Here is a 19,665-nt window from a genome sequence, read left to right as displayed (position 1 = left end):
GTTCGCGCCCAACAGCAGACTTGGGCAAGTCGGCTGGGAAAGTCGATTTGGGACCTGACCGATCGTGCATCGCGATCGGGGGCGCGCGTTTAGGGGACGTCAATGGCAAAGCCGGCAGTGGTTGTGGTGGGCGCGGACAAGGGTGGGGTCGGCAAGACCACGGTATCGCGCACCTTGCTCGATTATTTTTCCGCCAACAACGTGCCGACCCGCGCGTTCGACACGGAGTCGCCGCGCGGAACCCTGAAGCGCTTCCACCCTGACATCACCGAGATCGTCGACATGACGACGACGGCCGATCAGATGAAGATCTTCGACACGCTCAACGCGGTGAGCCCGTCGGTGACCGTGATCGACGTCCGCGCCGGCCTGCTCTCACCGGCGCTGGCTTCGCTGCGCGACATCGGCTTCCTCGACGCCGCCAAGGCCGGCCAGATCACCTTCGCCGTGTTCCACATCCTCGGGCCCTCGATCGCCTCGCTGGAGGAGATCGCAGAGACCGCAGGCTTCATGACCGGCGCAAAATATTTCCTGGTGAAGAATTTCATCAACGACACCCAGTTCTTCCAGTGGGACCAGGCGACCTACAACTCCTACTTCCACCGCATCAAGGATGCGACCGAGCTGACCATCCCCAAGCTCAACGAAATGGCCTATGAGCAGGTCGAGGTTTCGTCCGTTCCGTTCCTGAAATTCGTCGCCAACAAGGGCATCCACGACGAGGCCGCGAACTATTCGTTCGTACTGCGCGGCTATGTCCGGCACTGGCTGGCGAACGTCTGGAGCGAGTATGACCGCATCCGGCTGACCGACATCGTGGGCTCCAAGCCAACCGCCCGCAGCAGCGAAAAATAGTTGCGGGCAAGCTGCGGATGCGGCTGGATTGGGCGCCGAACCCGCCTGATATAGCTGCCAATGGCCGCCACGCCCGTCTACATCATCTGCTCCCCCCGACCGCAGGTCGGCAAGACGCTGCTTGCGCGCTTGCTGACCGAGTTCCTGCTGCTCAAGAACGGCGATGTCGCCGCCTTCGACGTCAATCTGAAGGAACCGTCACTGCTCGACTATCTGCCGAAGGTCACCGAGACGGCCGACGTCATCGACACCTACGGCAAGATGCAGCTCATGGACCGCGTCATCGTCGATGACGGCCTCGGCAAGGTGATCGACCTCGGCTTCCACGCCTTCGATGAATTCTTCAAGATGACCGACGAGATCGGCTTGTTGAAGGAAGCCGCCCGCCGCCACGTGGCGCCGATGATCCTGTTCGTCGCCGACACCGACCGCGTGTCGAGCCGCGCGCATGAAATGCTGCGCCAGCAGATCCCGCGGATCAGCCTGATCACCGTGGACAACGAATATGTCGTCCGCGGCGAGCTGCCGTCTGCCATGGCCGGCGGACGGCTGTTCCGTCTGCCGGCGCTGCCGGGCTTCCTGAAGACCTATATCGACCGGCTCAACTTCTCCTTCACCGGCTATCTGCGCCAGGAGAAGGACTCGTCGACCGAATTGCACCAGTGGATCCGGCGGAACTATCTCGCCTTCCGGGAGCTCGAGCTCAGCCTGATTCTGCAGAGTTCTTAATTATTTTACCCGGGTAATATTGACTGATCGCCTAGCGGCTTGTATGACCTCGCGCGACACCATTCCCCGCGAGACCGAGCCAATGAGCATCGACCGAAAGGCCGCGATTGCCGCCTACAAGGAGCGCAAGGCCGCCGGCGGCATCTACGTCGTCCGCTGCGCGGCGACAGGCGAAGCCTGGGTCGGCCAGGCACTCGATCTGGAGAAGGTCCCCAACCGGATCTGGTTCACGCTGCGCCAGGGCGGACATCCCTGCCGCTCCCTTCAGGCGGCATGGAACGCGCATGGCGCCGCGGGCATCAGGTTCGCCGAATGCGAGCGGCTGGACGAGGAGGACGTGAGCTATGTCCGCGACGCGCTGCTGAAGGAGCGCATGCTACATTGGCTGTCGGAGCTGAAGGCCGAGGCGATCTAAGGCCAGCGCTTGCCGCGGGCTCCTTCACCTCTCCCGCGTGCGGAAGAGGGAGCGCATCTCCTACGCGGCTCTATTCAATGCCCCTCGAACGTCATCAGGGTACGCACGGGCACGTCCATGGCGCGCAGCTTGGCAGCGCCGCCGAGCTCCGGCAGGTCGACGATGAAGCAGGCCGCGACCACGTTGGCGCCGATCTGCCTGAGCAGCTTCACCGCGCCCTCGGCGGTGCCCCCGGTGGCGATGAGGTCGTCGACCAGGATGACGCGCTCGCCGGGCGCGACCGCATCCACATGCATCTCCATCTCGTCGATGCCGTACTCCAGCGAATAGGCGATGCGCACCGTGGTGTGTGGCAGCTTGCCTTTCTTGCGGATCGGTACGAACCCGGCCGAGAGCTGATGCGCCACCGCGCCGCCGAGGATGAAGCCGCGCGCCTCCATGCCGGCGACCTTGTCGATCTTGTTACCGGCCCAGGGATGCACGAGCTCGTCGACCGCGCGGCGGAACGCGCGCGCATCGGCCAGGAGCGTGGTGATGTCGCGGAACATGATCCCGGGCTTGGGATAGTCGGGGATCGTTCGAACGCTCGCCTTCAGATCGTAGTCAAAAGTCATTGGTGCCTCTCAATCGACGCCCGCACTCAGCCGGAATGCGTTCTCGACAATTCGTAAACCCACCTCGCCGCCGAGCGACATCAGCGACTCCGGATGGAACTGCACGCCGGCGACCGGCAACGTCTTGTGCTCGAGGGCCATGGCGACGCCGTCCTCGGTGCTCGCCGTGACCGACAGAACTTCCGGCATGCTGTCGCGCTCAACATACAGCGAATGATAGCGGCCGATCACGATCTCATTCGGAAGGTTGCGCATCAGGCGCCCACCCCGCACCTGCACCCGCGAGGGCCGGCCGTGGGCGGGATACGTCAGTTGCCCGAGCTCGCCGCCAAAATATTCGCCGATTGCCTGCACCCCGAGGCAGACGCCGAACACCGGCAGCTTCTTCTGAAGCGCCGCGTCGATGGTCTTTTTGATCCCGAAATCCTCCGGGCGGCCTGGTCCGGGCGACAACACCAGCAAATCCCATGTCTTCTGCTTGAGCATGTCGAGCGCATGCACATAGCGGACCACGGTGACGCTGGCGCCGACCTGGCGGAAATAGTCGGCGAGCATGTGCACGAAACTGTCGTCATGGTCGATCAGCAGCACGTTCTTGCCCGAGCCGGTCGCATCGGGCGCGAAGGTCGACAAAGGCTTTGGCGGATCGCCGCGCAGCGCCTGGAACAGGGCGGCGGCCTTCACCTGGCACTCGCGGTCTTCAGCGGCCGGATCGGAGTCGAACAGGCAGGTCGCGCCGACACGCACCTCGGCAAGCCCATCCTTCATGCGGATGGTACGAATGGTCAGGCCGGTGTTGATGCTGCCGTCGAAATTCACCGCGCCGATCGCACCCGCATACCAGCGGCGCGGCGAGCGCTCGTGATCCTCGACGAACTGCATCGCCCAGAGCTTCGGAGCGCCGGTGACGGTGACGGCCCAGGCATGGGTGAGGAATGCATCGAGCGCGTCGAAGCCGGGACGCAACATGCCTTCGACGTGGTCGACGGTGTGAAAAAGTTTTGAGTAGGTCTCGATCTGCCGCCGCGCCAGCACCTTGATGGTGCCGGGCACGCAGACGCGCGCCTTGTCGTTACGATCGACGTCGGTGCACATGTTGAGCTCGAACTCGTCCTTCTCCGAGTTCAGGAGCTGGCGGATCTGCTCGGCATCGCCGATCGCATCCGTGCCGCGCGCGATGGTGCCCGAGATGGGGCAGGTCTCTACGCGACGGCCATCAGAGCGCACGAACATCTCCGGCGAAGCCGACACGAGAAACTCGCCGTCGCCGAGATTCATCAGCGCGCCGTAGGGCGACGGGTTGATGACGCAGAGACGCTGGAACACTTCCGCAGGCGAGCGCTCGCAGGGCTCGGCGAAGAGCTGTCCCGGCACGGCCTCGAAGAGATCGCCGCGGGCAAAGGCCGCGCGCGCGGTCTCGACCGTCGCCTGATATTCGCCGGGCGCATGATCGGCAAAGCCCTGCCGCGGCGTCTTGAGATACGGGCTGTCCGCGGTCTCGCGCGGCAGACCTTCGGTCGATTTGCCCTTCCAAGTGAAGTCGTAGCTCAGCACCACGCCACGGCCGGTGGCGCGGTCATAGGCGAGCAGGCGATCGGGCACATAGAGCACGATGTCGCGCTGGTCCTTTTCACGCGGGCGCTTCTGCACGAGATCCTCGATCTGGAAGACGAGGTCGTAGGCGAACGCCCCGAACAGGCCGAGCAGCCCGTCATCATTGGCGGAGAAGGCGCTGACGAGATCGCGCACCAGCGACATCACGCTGGCGCGCCGCGTGCGCTGGTCCTCCTCGACCGGCGCATCTCCGCGGATGATGTGGCCGGCAAGCCGCGAGGCCGTCTTCTCGGAGATCACCACGCAGGGCTCGCGCAGGACATCGGCGAGGAAGGCGATCAGCACCTGGCCGCGCTGGTTCAGCGCTTCGAGCTGGAAATTGACGCCTGATGTTTCGAGCTTGAGCGGCGGATCGGAGAAGCCGAGGTCAAAACTCTCGTAGCGGCCGGGCACGGTGGTGCCCGACGACAGCACCACACCGCGGCGACGGTCGAGCAGGTTGACGAGATCGTCGAGCCGGCTGGCGCCGCCACTGAATTGCTCCGCCACGCGCGTGATCGCGAGACCCGCGCGGGTCACATAGTCGCTTCTGGCCGGAAGGGCAAAGACTGTCCTGTTCATGTGATCCTCTTGGGCTCCTCTTACGAGACTTGCCGAGGGAACGCCACACAGGACAAACGATCAGGCCGCCGCTCTGCGTTGGCGACCTTCGACGATTTGGGAAAATGAAATCGCACCGGCCACCTCTTTAGGAGGTGCGCCACCAAAGACGGGATGGGCGGACGGCGGTGCTCATGGGGGAACTACACACCATGGCGCGGGGACGGCGTCAAGATGGCGAGGCCCCCTCGATCGCCAAAATGGTGCGGCGTCGCCGCGAAAATGCATCATGCGGAGGTCTGAATGCTGTCGCGGCCAGCGGCCGCCTCTGCCGCATGGCGCTCGATTTCGGCGCGCGTTACGGTGAGCGCGGCTTTGCCGTCTGATCCGACGATGTCGGCGCGGTCGCGGAGAGTCGCAATCATAGTGGCGGTCGTTCCGGTGACTGCGCACCATGCCGCCCATTCATCGCCCACCTCAACTGCCGTGATCATCGCGGCTGGACCTAGATCCGACCTTCGCAGGAGCAAATCGATGGCTTCGGCGGCCAGGTTTTGCTCCGCAACCCTAGAGAAATTCCCGACAGTGTCCGCGCCCACGACAGATAGTCGCGCACCGACAACTGGCGGCTGGAAAGTCTTCAAATTCTCAAGCTTCACATCCTCGAGCTTCGGAATCGGACTGCGCACGAGGTATTCATAGAGTCGTCCCCCCGTTTCTTCAAAGACGCATATCCGCGATCCCTTGTCGGTGCTGACACTGAAGGCCATGCATTGCTGGCCCTCCACGTCCATGTAGCTGCCCGCCCCGACCCCGAGTTTGAGCTCCGCCGCTGCTCCGCATGCCGCGGCGATCGTGATTTGCAGGCGATCAGTCATCTGGACGCGAATCTGATGCACGCTTTGCCAAATCCGGCGCGGCGTCAGATGTGGTTGGAGTTGGGCAAGCCGATCGATTTCGGAAGCGTACTGCTCGCGTTTTACGGCGCGCAATTCCGGCCAGCCCGCGATCCATCGGGCCGCGAGCGTGGTCATCGGCTGCTGTCGCTCCGCCTCGTAGAAGCGCTCTATCAAGTTCATCGAGGGTTGCGGCGCGCTCGGAGAATCCGTTCTGCGCTGCAGCCTCGCCGGGGTTTGCTTCCACCCACGCCACCATTTCTTGCAATATCTAGTGTTGCGCGCTCGCTCCCATCGCCTTCAGTGCCGCGAGCGCATCTTCAGATGTCGTTGGAAGCTGGTTGGCGCCCGTGTTGCCGATGAACTGGCTATGACCACCGTTGTTGACCTGAGCGAGATAATAGTCGGCGTGATATGCCTGCATGGCCACAGCCGGCATTTCATGCCGCGCGTAGATGCCGACACGTTGAATTGCGTTGACGAAATCGACGATAGCACAGGTCAGATAGTAAGCCTTCTCGGGGTTGCTAGCCGCTTCCAGCGCATCGCTAGGTACGACAACAGTTGATAAACGGCCACCTACGATCATCGCGCACCCACATTCGCCCCAATGGCGTAACGTCTTACACCTACACTTGTAACTTGCAATGAACGTCAAGCCACTGCAAGAGCGCTAGTGCCTGCGCGCCGATCGTACTGTGCGATCCTCGTCGATGTCGTCATGGGCGCGCCGCGGGACCTAATACGCCCCGACCTCATATCCGATCGCCCTGAATCCGGCGTCGGGGACATAGCGGAATTCGAACGTGAACTCGGAATTCGCATCATGCCAGGTCAGCGCGCAGCGGCTGTCGGGCAGCGACAGGAGCTTTGCGGTGTGCACATGCTTGCGCATGAAGGGCGTGAACAGCGTGTCGTAGCGTTGCAGGAATTCTGCCTCGCTCTTGACCGGGCCGCTCTGAACGTCGTGCTTGCCTTCCGCCGACCAGAACTCGACGGGAAAAGCGATCAGCTTGACGATGCGGCTCTTGTCGTTCGCATTCGCCGCGCCTTCGAAGTCAGTCCGGAAGGTCTGAAATTCCGGCCCGTTGCACGCCGGATCCTTGGCCCAACAAGGCGCGATAAAGGCGGTCACGAACAATGATGCGATCAGCAAGGCTTTCATGGGGATGCTCGGCGCCAATGTGTTGGCTCCCACGCGTGACCGCGCCAAAGCAGCCGCCCGATGCCGGGCGGCTTGCCTTGTGTCGCATCAGCGCGCCGCTGCGTTCATCCCAGATGCTTCTTGAAAAACTCCGTCGCGCGGCCCCAGGCGAGCTCGGCGGCCTCGCGGTCGTGCACGGCCTGGCGCTGCTCGTTGACGAAGGCGTGCTCGGCGTCATAGCGAAACAGCTCCAGCGACTTGCCGGCGGCTTTCATGGCCTTTTCGAAACCACCGACGAGTTCCGGGGTGCACCAATCGTCCTTGTTGGCGAAATGCGCCTGGAGCGGGATCTTGACGTCAGCGGGCTTGGCCGCCTGCTCCGGCGGGATACCGTAAAACACAACGCCGGCCGCAAGCTCCGGGATCTTGGTCGCGCCGATGATGGTCACGGCACCGCCGAGGCAAAAGCCGGTCAGGCCGACCTTGGCGCCGTTGCGCGAAAGATATTGCGCGGCGCCGCGCACGGTCTGCGTGGTGGCGTCCATGAAGTCGAGCGAGTTCATCTCGCGATTGGCCGCATCGGTGTCGTGATAGGGCACCACCTTGCCCTTGTAGAGGTCGGGCGCGAGCGCATCGAAGCCGGCAAGCGCAAAGCGGTCGCACAGGCCCTTGATCTGGTCCGACAATCCCCACCATTCCTGGATCACGACCACGCCCGGCGCATTGCCGCGCGCGGCATTGGCGAGATAGCCCGAGGTATCCTTGCCGTCCGGACGCTTGAAGGTGATGACGGTGCCCATGCTTTCCTCCGACGAGTTTATGGGGTCGTTGCGGGTATTTTGGCCGTTGTATGCGCGGGGCGCAATCCACACTCCCGGCATTCCGGGTTCGATGCTGACGCATCGCCCCGGAATGACGCCAACATTAAAAAAGCCCCCTGGCGGGGGCTTTTCCATTTCCATGGCTATTCGACCGCTCAGTGCGCGTCGGCCCAGACCTTCTTCTTGGTGAAGTACATCAAGCCGGTGAAGATGATGAGGAACACGAACACCTGGAAGCCGAGCTGCTTGCGCGCCTCCATGTGCGGCTCCGCGGTCCACATCAGGAACGTGGTGACGTCCTTGGCGTATTGCGCGACCGTGGTCGGCGAACCGTCGTCATAGGTGACCTGGCCGTCGTTCAGCGGCTTCGGCATCTTGATGGCGTGGCCCGGGAAGTACTTGTTGAAGTAGGAGCCTTCCGGGATGGTCACACCCTCCGGCACCTTGTCCTCAAAGCCCTGGAGCACCGCGGCGACGTAGTCCGGGCCCTGCTCCTGGTACTGGGTGAAGAAGTCGAAGATGAACCAGGGGAAACCGCGACCATAGGAGCGTGCCTTGGTGATCAGCGACAGGTCGGGCGGCGCCGCGCCGCCATTCGCCGCGCGAGCCGCCTGCTCGTTCGGGAAGGGCGACGGGAAGTAGTCCGCCGGGCGGCCCGGGCGCTCGAACATCTCGCCCTGGTCGTTCGGACCGTCCTTGATCTTGTACTCGGAGGCAAACGCCGACGCCTGCGCCGCGGAATAGCCGGGGCCGCCGGCTTCCGCGAGGTTGCGGAAGGCGATGTAGGACAGGCCGTGGCAGTTGGAGCAGACCTCCTTGTAGACCTTCAGGCCGCGCTGGAGCGCACCGCGGTCGAACTTGCCGAAGGGACCGGCGAACGACCACTTGTTGCCTGGCGGCCTGTCCCCGCCCTCGGCGCGGGCATCGCCGAGCGTTGCTGCGAACAGCGCGCCGGCGGCAACCAGAGCAACCACGATGGAGGCCGCGACCTTGCCGCCCTTGGCAAGCACCGCATCCGCAATCGAGTTCGGCACTGGCCGCGGGGTCTCGATGCGCGAGAGCAGCGGCAGCACGATCAGGAAGTAGGCGAAGTAACAGACCGTCAGGATGCGGCCCGCGATCACGTAGATGCCCTCCGGCGGCTGCGCGCCGAGATAGCCGAGCAGTACCGCGACCACGACGAAGATCCAGAAGAACTGCTTGGCGAGCGGACGATACTTCGAGGACCTCGTCTTGGCGCTGTCGAGCCAGGGGAGGAAGGCCAGCACGATGATCGCCGAGAACATCGCGATGACACCCGCGAGCTTGTTCGGGATCGAGCGCAGGATCGCGTAGAACGGCAGGTAGTACCATTCCGGCACGATGTGCGGCGGCGTCACGCCCGGGTTCGCCGGGATGTAGTTGTCGGCGTCGCCGAGATAGTTCGGCATGTAGAAGATGAACCAGGAATAGAGGATCACGAAGCAGGATACGCCGAACAGGTCCTTGATCGTCGCATACGGCGTGAACGCCACCGTGTCCTTCTCGGTCTTGGCCTCGACGCCGTCCGGATTGTTTTGCCCGGCGACGTGCAGCGCCCAGACGTGCAGCACGACGACGCCCGCGATGATGAACGGTAGCAGATAGTGCAGCGAGAAGAAGCGGTTCAGCGTCGGATTGCCGACGGAATAGCCACCCCAGAGCAGCGTCACGATGCTCTCGCCGAAATAGGGAATGGCGGAGAACAGGTTGGTGATGACGGTGGCGCCCCAGAAGCTCATCTGGCCCCACGGCAGCACATAGCCCATGAAGCCGGTCGCCATCATCAGGAGGTAAATGATGACGCCGAGGATCCACAACACCTCGCGCGGCTCCTTGTAGGAGCCGTAGTACAGTCCGCGCAGCATGTGGACGTAGACGGCGAAGAAGAACATCGACGCGCCGCAGGCGTGCATGTTGCGGAGCAGCCAGCCGTAGTTCACGTCGCGCACGATCAGTTCGACCGACTTGAAGGCCAGATCGGCGTGCGGCGTATAGTGCATCGCCAGGATCACGCCGGTGACGATCTGCATCCCGAGCATGAAAGACAGGATGGCGCCGAAGGTCCACCAGTAGTTCAGGTTACGCGGCGTCGGATAAGCGACGAACGAGGAATGCATAAGACCAAAGATCGGCAGCCGCCGCTCGATCCATTTCAGGGCTGGATTGCTCGGCTGGTAGTCGGAGGGTCCGCTCATGATGCGATCCTGAGGAAATAAACGACGCGACGGCTCGAAGCTTCGGGCGCGGGGTCCGAAGCTCAGCCGATCTGGATTTTGGTGTCGGAGACGAACTGATACGGCGGCACCGTCAGGTTCGCGGGCGCCGGCCCCTGGCGGATGCGGCCCGAAGAGTCGTACTGCGAGCCGTGGCAGGGGCAGAAGAAGCCGTCGTAGTTGCCCTCATGGGCGATCGGGATGCAGCCGAGATGGGTGCAGATGCCGATCACGACCAGCCACTGCTCGTGCCCGGTCTTGACCCGCGCCTCGTCGGACTGCGGATCGGGCAGGCTCGCGACGTTCACCGCGCGCGCCTCGTCAATCTGCTTCTTGGTGCGATGGCTGATGTAGATCGGCTTGCCGCGCCAGAACACCTTGATGTCCTGGCCCTCGGCGACCGGGGTCAGATCGACCTCGATCGGCGCACCGGCGGCGATCGTCGAGGCGTCCGGATTCATCTGGGAAATGAACGGCCAGAGCGTCGCAACGCCCCCCACTGCCGCTGCTGCCCCCGTTGCAACGAAAAGGAAATCACGGCGTGTCGGATGGTCCGCCGAAGACGCTGTCGTCACGATTCCAACCCTTTCTTCTTATGCGACCGGCGGAACCGCCCCAGGGGGCGCCCAAAGGTCCCCAGAACAGGCTGCCGGCGCCCGCGGCCCCCCGCGGCGGCAGAACTTTGCTTGATCCGCGCCAAAACGAGCGAAACAGCAGTCCAGAATCGTTCTATTGGCACCCTTGCCGGGCGAGCGCAAGCCCGCTATCGGCGCGGAAGCGTGCAATGCACGAATTCCCGGCCCACCGATGTTTTATTGAGACAATTCCAGCCGCAACCGACCCGTCATCACGCCATGCAGATAGCGCTTTTCCAGCCCGACATTCCCCAGAACACCGGCACGATTCTCAGGCTTTGTGCCTGTCTGGACATGGCCGCCCATATCATCGAGCCGGCAGGTTTTCCCGTCTCCGACCGCCTGTTCCGCCGCGCGGGAATGGACTATCTGAACCAGGTCAGCATGACCCGTCACGACTCCTGGTCGAAATTTCAGGCCTGGCGCACGGAACAAGGGTACCGGCTGCTGCTGTTCACCACCAAGGGCGCGACCAACTACCTTGATTTTCGCTACCAGCCGTCGGACATCCTGCTGCTCGGGCGCGAGAGCGCAGGAGTCACCGACGAGGTGGTCGCGGCCGCAGATGCGCGGCTCGTCATCCCGATCAGGCCGGGGCTGCGCTCGCTCAATGTGGCGATGACCGCGGCGATGGCCGCAGGCGAAGCGCTGCGGCAGGTCCGCGATATTCAAACCTAGCGTTTCAAGGAGAGGATTTGTGAGTTACGCGGTCAAGGAGATCTTCCTGACCCTGCAAGGCGAAGGCGCCCATGCCGGGCGCGCTTCCGTGTTCTGCCGCTTTGCCGGCTGCAACCTCTGGAGCGGGCGCGAGGCCGACCGCGCCGGAGCCATTTGCCAGTTCTGCGACACGGACTTCGTCGGTACCGATGGCACGCTGGGCGGACGCTACGCCACCGCGGAGGAGCTTGCGGCGACGATCGCCGCGCAATGGACGGGAACCCAAGAAAGGCATCAAGGGAACCGTTATGTCGTGCTGACCGGTGGCGAGCCGCTCTTGCAGGTAGACGCCCCTCTGGTCGATGCGCTACATGCGAACGGCTTCGAGATCGGGGTCGAAACCAACGGTACGATCCTCCCGCCGGACGGACTCGACTGGATCTGCGTCAGTCCGAAAGCGGGAAGCGATCTCGTCGTGCGGCGCGGTCACGAGCTGAAGCTTGTCTATCCGCAAGCGCAGGCGCTGCCGGAAGCTTTCGAAGCTCTCGCCTTCGAGCGGTTCTCGCTGCAACCGATGGACGGGCCAGACGTGGCCGAGAACACCGCGCGCGCCATCGATTATTGCCTGCGCCACCCGCAATGGCGGCTCAGCGTGCAAACACACAAGACGCTCGGCATCAGGTAGCTGGCATCAGATAGGGCTGACGTTCACAAGATGTGGGAATTGACGAAATCATTTCGCTTCGAGGCGGCGCACACGCTGTCGGGTACCACTTTTGGCGCGGCGAGCGAGGAGATTCACGGCCACTCCTTCCGCGCCGAGGTGAGCTTGCGCGGCACGCCGGATCCCGTGACCGGCATGGTGGTCGATCTCGGCCTCCTCCAGCGCGCGATCGAGGATGTGCGCCTCACGCTCGACCACAAGTTCCTCAACAAGATCGAGGCGCTGGGCATCCCGACGCTTGAAAATCTCTCGCGCTACGTCTGGGAGCGCCTGGCACATCTCGGCGGGCTGACCCGCGTCAGCATCCATCGCGACAGTTGCAACGAGAGCTGCACCTATTACGGTCCGCAGAGCTAGATTCGTAGGGTGGGCAAAGCTCCGCCGAAGCTCGAAAGAGCGAAGGCGGAAGCGTGCCCACCTCTTTGGCAAACGCAGTGGCAGCGGTTGCAGAAGTGGTGGGCACGGCGCTAGAGCGCCTTTGCCCACCCTACGCGTCTCGCAAGTCGGCGACGGGAATTGCACATGGACGTTTCGATGATCGAAGACCGCAAGGCACGCGCGCGGAGCTGGTTTGAGGCTCTGCGCGACGACATCTGCGCAAGCTTCGAGCGGCTCGAGGACGACGCGCCGCAAGGTCTCCATCCCGGTGCGGCCGGCCGCTTCGTGCGCACGCCCTGGCAGCGCAGCGACCACACTGGCGCGCCCGGCGGCGGCGGCGTGATGTCGATGATGCATGGCCGCCTGTTCGAGAAAGTCGGCGTGCACTGCTCGACCGTGCATGGCGAGTTCGCCCCCGAGTTTCGCGCGCAGATCCCGGGCGCGGCAGAGGACCCACGCTTCTGGGCCTCCGGCATCTCGCTGATCGCGCACATGCGCAATCCGAACGTACCCGCCGTGCACATGAACACGCGCTTCGTCGTCACGACGAAAGCCTGGTTCGGCGGCGGCGCCGATTTGACGCCGGTGCTCGAGCGGCGGCGCACACAGGAAGACGCCGATACGATCGCCTTCCATGCCGCGATGCAGGAAGCCTGCACCGGGCCGAACGGAGTCGCCGATTACGACAAGTACAAGAAATGGTGCGACGAATATTTCTATCTGCCGCACCGGAAAGAAGCCCGCGGCATCGGCGGCATCTTCTACGACTGGCATGACAGCGGCGACTGGGACGCCGATCTCGCCTTCACCCAGGACGTCGGCCGCGCCTTCCTGAAGATCTATCCGGAGCTCGTGCGGCGCAATTTTGCGACCGCCTGGACCGCTGCCGATCGCGAGGAGCAGTTGGTACGGCGCGGGCGTTACGTCGAGTTCAACCTGCTCTACGACCGCGGCACCATCTTCGGGCTCAAAACCGGCGGCAACGTGGATTCGATCCTGTCCTCGCTGCCACCGGAAGTGAAATGGCCATGACGTCGATGAAGACCGCAAAGCCCCTCCCCCGCGCCATGCTGATCGACATGGATGATACCATCCTGTCGGCCTATGGCCGTCCGGAGATCGCCTGGAACACGATCGCAACCGAGTTCGCGGCCGAGCTTGCACCGCTGCCGCCGGAGCAGGTCGCAGCAGCCGTTCTGACGTTTGCGCGGAATTTCTGGGCCAATGCGGAAGCCGCCTGGCGGCTCAAGCTCGGCGAGGCCCGGCGCCTGACGGTGAAAGGAGGCTTCGCAGCGCTCGCCGCAAGCGGGCACCGCGCCCTGCCCGACGATCTCGCCATTCGCCTGGCCGACCGCTTCACCACCTATCGCGAGGAGGAGATGTTCGTCTTCCCCGGCGCGCATGAGGCGATCGACCGGCTGAAGGCGCTTGGGGTCAAGCTCGCGCTGGTGACCAACGGGGCTGCCGACATGCAGCGCGCCAAGGTCGAGCGTTTCGAGTTGACCCACCGCTTCGACCACATCCAGATCGAGGGCGAGCACGGTTTCGGCAAGCCCGAGGAGCGCGCCTATCTGCACGCGATGGAAGCGCTCGGCGTCACCGCCGGGGATACCTGGATGATCGGCGACAATCTGGAATGGGAGGTCGTGACGCCGCAGCGCCTCGGCATCTACGCCGTCTGGATGGACGTGCATGGCGAGGGCCTGCCTGCGGGATCGCCGATCAAGCCCGACCGCATCATCCGCTCGCTGACCGAGTTGTTGCCCCTGCCCTAGCCGCGACCTCCGCAAGTGAAATTCGTCACAGACCGCAATCCGCGATTGCGGTACGATAGCGCTCGGGCGCGGGGGTTGAGGCGCGAACGGAGGCAGCGATGCAGGACGTTCCGAAGGAAACCAAGCGCGCGCAGGCGCCCGCCAAGAAGCCGGGCCTGTGGGACAGCATCCAGTCCTGGGACAGTCGCCTCTCCGTCACCAAGGGACTAACCATCGTCACCCTGCTCACCGGGTTTTTTGGCGGCTATTTCCAGTATCTCAATTCCTACGAGGAGAAAGTCGGCGAGCAGGCCAAGGCGGACATGGCCGCAGCCACTTCGACCTTCATCGAGATTTCCAACGCCTTCGCCGAGGTCCAGATGCTTCAAGAGAGCATCCTCGCCGACTATGCCGAGGCTCGGACGGCGAAGGCGGATTCTGCCGTCGTGCAAGTGGACGCGAAGGCAGCGTCCGACCTCGCTTCGGACTATTCCAAGGCGCGGACGGCGCTGCGACAGAACGGGCTCGTCTTCGCGCGCAAGGCGGAGATCTACATCGATTGGCCGAGCGATCTCAGCCGCGATCCGGCCGCTCCGCGCGCCCTCGATCAGGACCCGCTCACGGACACGCTGCTCACCGAGTATAATTTCGACTGCGACGCCGAAGCCAATCTGCCGCACTTCAAGGGAGCCATCTTTGACGGCAGCGATCACGGGCCGCCGAACGAGGAGCTGTGCACGGATCCGACGGCCAATGGACCGAAGACCTACGTCGATCTCTGTGCCAGACTGCCGGGCAGCGGCGCGGTCGATCCGTTGCGGAAGGTGGTCAACATCAACTGGTGGAGCGCCAAGCACCACGTGCTGATCATGCACCATTGCTTCGAGGCACTGCGAGGCAGGCCGGGCGCCGCAATCGATATGAACCAGAGCGGGAAACCGGCACTCTCAAAGCAGCAGGAAGACTACAAGGAGAGGCTCAACACACAGGCCCGACGCATCGATGCATACATGACGCTGACGATGGCCCAGCTCGAGCGTATCAGGGTGAAATACCGTCCCTCCGGTTTCCTCTGTCATGTTCCGCTGGCGCGCGATGTCATCGGGTTGTTCAGCGACCAGTGCACGCCCATCCGGACCGCGGTGAGCGAGCGCAGCTGAGATCATCCACAGGAACGAAGTCTCTCTCCCGATGCGTGATCGGCATGTCATGACGGCTTGCTAGCGTTGCCGCGTCGATCAACACAGAGGACAAATCCATGGAACTGAAAGCCGGCGATGTCGTGATGCTGAAATCCGGCGGCCAGCCGCTGACCGTCGTCGATGTCAAGGAGGAGGACGTGCTGTGCCTCTGGATGGGCATCGAAGGCAACCTGTTTCGCGAGACACTGCCGCTCGCTGTTCTCGAACAGGCCGAGCCCGAAGAGGACGAGGACGAAGACGACGAGGATGAAGACGAGGACGAAGAGGAAGACGACGAGGACGACGAATAGGCGCTACGAGATTGGATTCGATGGCTGCCACGTCGGAAGTGCGCTCCCTCCCCCGCTTGCGGGGGAGAGGGTGTCTCCGCAGTGGACAATCCCCAAGGGGAGAGAGCCCTCACCCGGCGCTTCGCGCCGACCTCCCCCGCACGCGGGGGAGGTTCGACCGAGCCCGCGGCCCAATCGTGCTAACCTAAAGCCACTCGAAAAACGCGACGAGATCGGGTTTGGCCTCCGGCTTTCGCCCCGTCCGACAAAAATCTCGAAAACAACCCCATGCAAAGTAGCCGGCAATTGCCGACGCGACCTTTTACGGATTTTACGAAATCGCTTGACGTGTCGGGCAAATCAGGGGCATGATGCCATCATTGCGAAATTTGGGATGACCGCCCCCAATCTCGTCATGCCTTAGGCGACGAGCTGCTTCACCGCGGCCGAGATCATCACGAGCCCGCCCGTGATGACAGCGACGTCGAGGATCGCGGCGTGGATGTGCACCGGCATCCGCTCGACGAAGGCCTTTGCGAGGAATGCCCCAGGCACCGCCATTCCGCCGATCAGGAGCGCGAACGCCAGCACCTGCGCGGTCACCGCGTCGGCGAGGCCGAACACCGAGATCTTGATGAGCCCGGTGCCGAGCGAGATCATCGCATCGGTCGCGATCACCGCCGCGCCCTCGAGGCCCGCGGCCATCAGCAGCGAGAGCAGGATCACGCCCGAGCCCGAGGTGCCGCCGACCAGCACGCCATAACCGACCGACCCTGCTGCAAGACCCGTGTTGCCGATCTTGACCTGGCGGCGGCGCAGCACGCGGCGCAGCGGCACGCTGAGGATCAGCATGGTGCCGATCACCAGCGCCGCGCCGGCATTGGTGAGGCGCGTGTAGCCGTAGGCACCGAGCGCCGTCGTCAGCGCTGCGCAGGCGAGCACGACGAGAGCGCGGCGGCGATCGGCATAGCTGACATAGGCAATGGCGCGGCTAAGATTGGTGAAGATCGCGGAGATCGCGATGATCGGCACCACGGGTTCGGCGCCGACCATCGGCACCAGCACCAGCGGCATCAGGGCGCCGGTGCCGTAACCTGCGAGCCCACCAATGATCGAAGCAAACAACGCCATCAACGCGACCAGCAGGAGCTGCAGAACCGAGATATCGGCAAAGCCTGATACGATGGTCACGTTCTCTGATCGCGGCTGAAGCGTGCCGCAGCTTGATCGGCGATGGAAGCGAGCGCCGCCTCCTCTAGGGGAAAATCCGCGGCAAGCCAAGCGTCCTCGGCGAGCGTCAACACATGTCCGAGCGCGGGCCCTTCCGCCATGCCGCGCGCGATGAAGTCAGCGGCTTTCAGCGGGAATTTCGGCGGCATCCAACGTTGCGGCAGTTCGGCAAGCTCGCGCCAGCGCGCCGAAGTCGCCTCGCCGGCATCCCTCGCCCAGGCCAGCAACACGCGATCGTGATAGCGCTCGACGCCGAGCCGATAGAGCAGCCGCCGCGCCTTGGCTTCGTCCGTACTCGCGAACCGCCACCAGCGATGCCCCATCGAATCCAGCGCCTTGGCCTCCGCATTGCTGAGCCTGAGCCGCGATGCGACGCGCTTGGCATCCTCGGTGACGGCGACAGTCAAGCCGGCAAGGCGCCGGGTCGCGCTCGCGGCAAGGCCAAGCTCGTGCTCGATCGCGATCATCCTCGCCAGCGAGCCGGTATAGGCGACGCCACCGATCAGCGACTGCAAGAGGCCACCGTCGGCCATGGCGAGCGTCGCGGCCGCAGCACCGCCTGCGACCAGCAGCTTCAGCATTTCCATGCGCACCCGCTCGGCCGACAGACCGGCCAGCCCGGCGCGGCCACGGATGCAGGCGAGATAGCCGTCGCGGTCCGGCTCACCGACACCGAAGGCGGCGTGGATGCGGAAGAAGCGCAGGATGCGCAGGTAATCCTCGGCGATGCGCTGGTCGGGATCGCCGATGAAACGCACGCGGCGTGCGGCGACATCGGCAAGCCCGCCGACATAGTCGTGCACCACGCCGTGTCCGTCGACCGACAGCCCGTTCATGGTGAAGTCGCGCCGTTCGGCGTCCCTCACCCAGTCGCGGCCGAACACGACCTTGGCCTTGCGGCCGAAGGTCTCGGTGTCCTCGCGCAGTGTGGTGACTTCGTACGGGTGCCCGTCGATGACCAGGGTGATGGTGCCGTGCTCGATGCCGGTCGGCACGCTCTTGATGCCGGCGTTTTTTGCACGCCGCACCACCTCCTCCGGCAATGCGGTGGTCGCGATGTCCATGTCGCCCGGCCGCAAGCCGAGCAGCGCGTTGCGCACGGCGCCGCCGACCACGCGCGCCTCCTCGCCGTCCGCGTTCAGGAGCTTCAGGACGCGCGCCGTCCCGCCGGAGGTCAGCCAGGAAGCATCGGCAAGCATGGGCTCCGCGCTCATCTGCCAACCCCTATTTCTCGACGCCTGGCACGAGCCTGCCGTTCTCGACATGCGCGGGGACATAGGTCGAGTTCGGCGATGCGCCCGTGAAATGTGCAAGTCCGACCAGGCTTGCGATCACCAGCACCAGCGCGACCAGCCCGAGGCGGGCGATGGTGTAGACCGGCCAGGACGACTGCACGAACAGGCCCGAGCGCGTTGCGACCAGGAACAGGGCATAGACCGCGAAGGGAACGAGGAAAATTCCGATCTCGGTCAGCGCCGGCCGGATCATGGCAAATAGATCCGCTCATACAGCACACGCAATATCCCGGCGGTGGCGCCCCAGATGTACCGCTCGGCGAACGGCATCGCGTAATAGAAGCGCTCCATGCCGCGGAATTCCTTGCTGTGCAACTGGTGGTTCGCCGGATTCATCAGGAAGGATAGCGGCACCTCGAAGGCGTCATCAACCTCAGAATGGTTGATCACAAGCTCAAATCCCGGCCGGACCCTAGCAACCGTCGGCAGGATGCGGAAGCCGAAGCCGGTGCCGTAGAGATCGAGATAACCGACCGGCTCGACGAAATCGCGCTTTAGTCCGACCTCTTCTTCGGCCTCGCGCAGCGCCGCATCGCGCGGCGAGGCGTCCACCGCGTCGATCTTGCCACCGGGAAAGGCGATCTGCCCGGCATGGTCGTTCAGATGCGCCGAGCGCAGCGTCAGCAGCACGGTCGGCTCGGGCCGATCGATCACCGGGATCAGGACCGCCGCGGGGCGGACCGGCTGCTCGCGCGCAATGATCTCGAGCATCTTGTCGGTGCCGGGATCACCCGACATCGGCACGATGTTGGGATCATAGAGGGCGGGCGGCACGTCGAAGGTCAGCCGCGCCTTGGAGCGGGCGAAGAAATCCGCCGCGCCCAACCGGGCAGGTTCGTCCCTCGGAAACGGCTTGGTCAAAGCGCAGCCCTCACCTGCTCGGCATCCGCCATGGCGAAGAATTCGCCGGCCGACTCGACACCGAACATTGGCAGGCCATCGACCATCCGCTCCTCGCCCATGTCAACCAGATCGTAGTAGAGTGCGCGTGTCACCTTGGCCCAAAGGCCAGAGCGCACGTGCAGATAGGGCGTCAGCCCGCCGTCGTGCGCCTGCTCGAAGCGCAAGCGATGCGCAGCATCGCACCTCACCCAGTCGTCCACATTGGTGCGGAAGCTCAGCACGCGATGGCTGCCCTCGCCCTCCTTCTGCATCTCGACTGCCATGAACGGCGCGTCATCGACACGAATCCCGACCTTCTCCACGGGCGTGACGAGAAAGTGCTTGTCCCCTTCGCGTTTCAGGACAGTCGAGAACAGGCGCACCAGCGCCGGGCGGCCGATTGGCGTCCCCATGTAGAACCACGTACCATCGGAGGCGATTCGAATGTCGAGATCGCCGCAGAACGGCGGATTCCAAAGATGTACCGGGGGCAACCCTTTCTGGGCAGCGCCGGCGTTCTTGGCGGCGGCCGTCAACCCGTCAAGACCCCGATTGCTGCTCTGCCCTTGGTTCGCCATGGTTTGCCCTGACTTTGTCTTTGGCACGATTGGTGCAGGTCTACGTTGTACCTCGGTGAGCGGTTCCACACCGGAATCATCCGGTGTGCAAGGTCGCCACTTCGTGATGCCGTACATATCCCGAAGCCGATAAGGTGGGGATAGGTTAATTCAGCGAATACAGGGCCTTCCTGCAAGTCTAGCATGGGGCCCAAGAGCG

At 63.9% G+C, this 19,665-nt stretch carries 23 protein-coding genes; 10 read left to right on the top strand and 13 right to left on the bottom strand.

From position 1 onward, the window contains the following. Positions 1 to 102: 102 nt before the first annotated feature. From SO140_RS18530 to SO140_RS18520, 3 genes are all read left to right on the top strand, one after another. Entirely contained in the window at positions 103 to 855 is a 753-nt protein-coding gene (locus SO140_RS18530; protein ID WP_498542908.1) for a P-loop NTPase family protein, read from the top strand. Between the two features lie 60 nt (positions 856 to 915). Beyond that, positions 916 to 1,584 (top strand): hypothetical protein, encoded by a 669-nt coding sequence (locus tag SO140_RS18525; protein ID WP_498542907.1) that lies wholly within the window; start codon positions 916 to 918, stop codon positions 1,582 to 1,584. Positions 1,585 to 1,666: 82 nt separating this feature from the next. Continuing rightward, on the top strand, positions 1,667 to 1,999 hold the full coding sequence (locus tag SO140_RS18520) for a GIY-YIG nuclease family protein (RefSeq protein WP_449380442.1): 333 nt from the start codon (positions 1,667 to 1,669) through the stop codon (positions 1,997 to 1,999). Positions 2,000 to 2,073: 74 nt separating this feature from the next. Here SO140_RS18520 and SO140_RS18515 read toward each other — a convergent pair whose 3' ends face one another. The 8 genes from SO140_RS18515 to petA form a co-directional block, all read right to left on the bottom strand. After that, complete coding sequence (locus SO140_RS18515) at positions 2,074 to 2,613, bottom strand: adenine phosphoribosyltransferase (protein ID WP_498542906.1); 540 nt, start codon at positions 2,611 to 2,613, stop codon at positions 2,074 to 2,076. A gap of 9 nt (positions 2,614 to 2,622) precedes the next feature. Continuing rightward, complete coding sequence (locus SO140_RS18510; protein WP_449380444.1) at positions 2,623 to 4,788, bottom strand: anthranilate synthase component I; 2,166 nt, start codon at positions 4,786 to 4,788, stop codon at positions 2,623 to 2,625. 266 nt (positions 4,789 to 5,054) lie between these two features. Further along, the gene (locus SO140_RS18505; protein ID WP_449380445.1) at positions 5,055 to 5,846 is read right to left on the bottom strand and encodes a hypothetical protein; all 792 of its coding nucleotides are present in this window, start codon (positions 5,844 to 5,846) and stop codon (positions 5,055 to 5,057) included. Between the two features lie 88 nt (positions 5,847 to 5,934). Further along, on the bottom strand, positions 5,935 to 6,252 hold the full coding sequence (locus tag SO140_RS18500; protein WP_449380446.1) for a DMP19 family protein: 318 nt from the start codon (positions 6,250 to 6,252) through the stop codon (positions 5,935 to 5,937). A 150-nt stretch (positions 6,253 to 6,402) separates the two neighbouring features. Beyond that, entirely contained in the window at positions 6,403 to 6,828 is a 426-nt protein-coding gene (locus SO140_RS18495; RefSeq protein ID WP_498542905.1) for a hypothetical protein, read from the bottom strand. Between the two features lie 104 nt (positions 6,829 to 6,932). Then, the gene (locus SO140_RS18490) at positions 6,933 to 7,607 is read right to left on the bottom strand and encodes a dienelactone hydrolase family protein (RefSeq protein WP_498542904.1); all 675 of its coding nucleotides are present in this window, start codon (positions 7,605 to 7,607) and stop codon (positions 6,933 to 6,935) included. A 176-nt stretch (positions 7,608 to 7,783) separates the two neighbouring features. Further along, complete coding sequence (gene fbcH, locus SO140_RS18485; RefSeq protein WP_449380449.1) at positions 7,784 to 9,844, bottom strand: cytochrome b/c1; 2,061 nt, start codon at positions 9,842 to 9,844, stop codon at positions 7,784 to 7,786. A 62-nt stretch (positions 9,845 to 9,906) separates the two neighbouring features. Then, positions 9,907 to 10,437: a ubiquinol-cytochrome c reductase iron-sulfur subunit gene (gene petA / locus SO140_RS18480; protein WP_449380450.1), complete on the bottom strand. Its 531-nt coding sequence runs from the start codon at positions 10,435 to 10,437 to the stop codon at positions 9,907 to 9,909. Between the two features lie 279 nt (positions 10,438 to 10,716). Here petA and SO140_RS18475 point away from each other — a divergent pair, with 279 nt between their 5' ends. The 7 genes from SO140_RS18475 (at position 10,717) to SO140_RS18445 (ending at position 15,502) form a co-directional block, all read left to right on the top strand. Beyond that, positions 10,717 to 11,175 carry a tRNA (cytidine(34)-2'-O)-methyltransferase gene (locus SO140_RS18475; protein WP_449380495.1) on the top strand — a complete coding sequence of 153 codons (459 nt, stop codon included), beginning with the start codon at positions 10,717 to 10,719 and terminating at the stop codon, positions 11,173 to 11,175. Between the two features lie 19 nt (positions 11,176 to 11,194). Further along, positions 11,195 to 11,839, top strand: a complete 645-nt coding sequence (gene queE, locus SO140_RS18470) for a 7-carboxy-7-deazaguanine synthase (RefSeq protein WP_449380451.1) — start codon at positions 11,195 to 11,197, stop codon at positions 11,837 to 11,839. A 30-nt stretch (positions 11,840 to 11,869) separates the two neighbouring features. Next, positions 11,870 to 12,235, top strand: coding sequence for a 6-pyruvoyl trahydropterin synthase family protein (locus tag SO140_RS18465; RefSeq protein WP_449380452.1), 366 nt, complete (start codon positions 11,870 to 11,872; stop codon positions 12,233 to 12,235). 165 nt (positions 12,236 to 12,400) lie between these two features. Continuing rightward, positions 12,401 to 13,288 (top strand): oxygen-dependent coproporphyrinogen oxidase, encoded by an 888-nt coding sequence (gene hemF / locus SO140_RS18460; protein ID WP_449380453.1) that lies wholly within the window; start codon positions 12,401 to 12,403, stop codon positions 13,286 to 13,288. Beyond that, positions 13,279 to 14,031, top strand: coding sequence for an HAD family hydrolase (locus SO140_RS18455; protein ID WP_449380454.1), 753 nt, complete (start codon positions 13,279 to 13,281; stop codon positions 14,029 to 14,031). Before hemF ends, SO140_RS18455 begins: the two co-directional genes overlap by 10 nt. 98 nt (positions 14,032 to 14,129) lie before the next feature. Next, complete coding sequence (locus tag SO140_RS18450; RefSeq protein ID WP_449380455.1) at positions 14,130 to 15,170, top strand: hypothetical protein; 1,041 nt, start codon at positions 14,130 to 14,132, stop codon at positions 15,168 to 15,170. A gap of 98 nt (positions 15,171 to 15,268) precedes the next feature. Beyond that, positions 15,269 to 15,502: a YodC family protein gene (locus SO140_RS18445; protein WP_449380456.1), complete on the top strand. Its 234-nt coding sequence runs from the start codon at positions 15,269 to 15,271 to the stop codon at positions 15,500 to 15,502. A 399-nt stretch (positions 15,503 to 15,901) separates the two neighbouring features. Here SO140_RS18445 and SO140_RS18440 read toward each other — a convergent pair whose 3' ends face one another. From SO140_RS18440 to SO140_RS18420, 5 genes are read right to left on the bottom strand one after another with little or no spacing between them, the layout of a single operon-like run. Beyond that, positions 15,902 to 16,672: a sulfite exporter TauE/SafE family protein gene (locus SO140_RS18440; RefSeq protein ID WP_498542903.1), complete on the bottom strand. Its 771-nt coding sequence runs from the start codon at positions 16,670 to 16,672 to the stop codon at positions 15,902 to 15,904. Next, positions 16,669 to 17,925 (bottom strand): CCA tRNA nucleotidyltransferase, encoded by a 1,257-nt coding sequence (locus SO140_RS18435; protein ID WP_498542902.1) that lies wholly within the window; start codon positions 17,923 to 17,925, stop codon positions 16,669 to 16,671. The genes SO140_RS18440 and SO140_RS18435 overlap by 4 nt, the downstream gene beginning before the upstream one ends. Positions 17,926 to 17,935: 10 nt before the next feature. Beyond that, the gene (locus tag SO140_RS18430) at positions 17,936 to 18,199 is read right to left on the bottom strand and encodes a DUF6111 family protein (RefSeq protein ID WP_027522823.1); all 264 of its coding nucleotides are present in this window, start codon (positions 18,197 to 18,199) and stop codon (positions 17,936 to 17,938) included. Beyond that, positions 18,196 to 18,867, bottom strand: a complete 672-nt coding sequence (locus SO140_RS18425) for a CoA pyrophosphatase (protein ID WP_449380459.1) — start codon at positions 18,865 to 18,867, stop codon at positions 18,196 to 18,198. Before SO140_RS18425 ends, SO140_RS18430 begins: the two co-directional genes overlap by 4 nt. Next, positions 18,864 to 19,466: a DUF1285 domain-containing protein gene (locus SO140_RS18420; RefSeq protein ID WP_449380460.1), complete on the bottom strand. Its 603-nt coding sequence runs from the start codon at positions 19,464 to 19,466 to the stop codon at positions 18,864 to 18,866. Before SO140_RS18420 ends, SO140_RS18425 begins: the two co-directional genes overlap by 4 nt. Between the last annotated feature and the right edge of the window lie 199 nt (positions 19,467 to 19,665).

The organism is Bradyrhizobium sp. UFLA05-108 (assembly GCF_059803455.1).
This window is presented reverse-complemented; position numbering and strand designations above follow the sequence as displayed.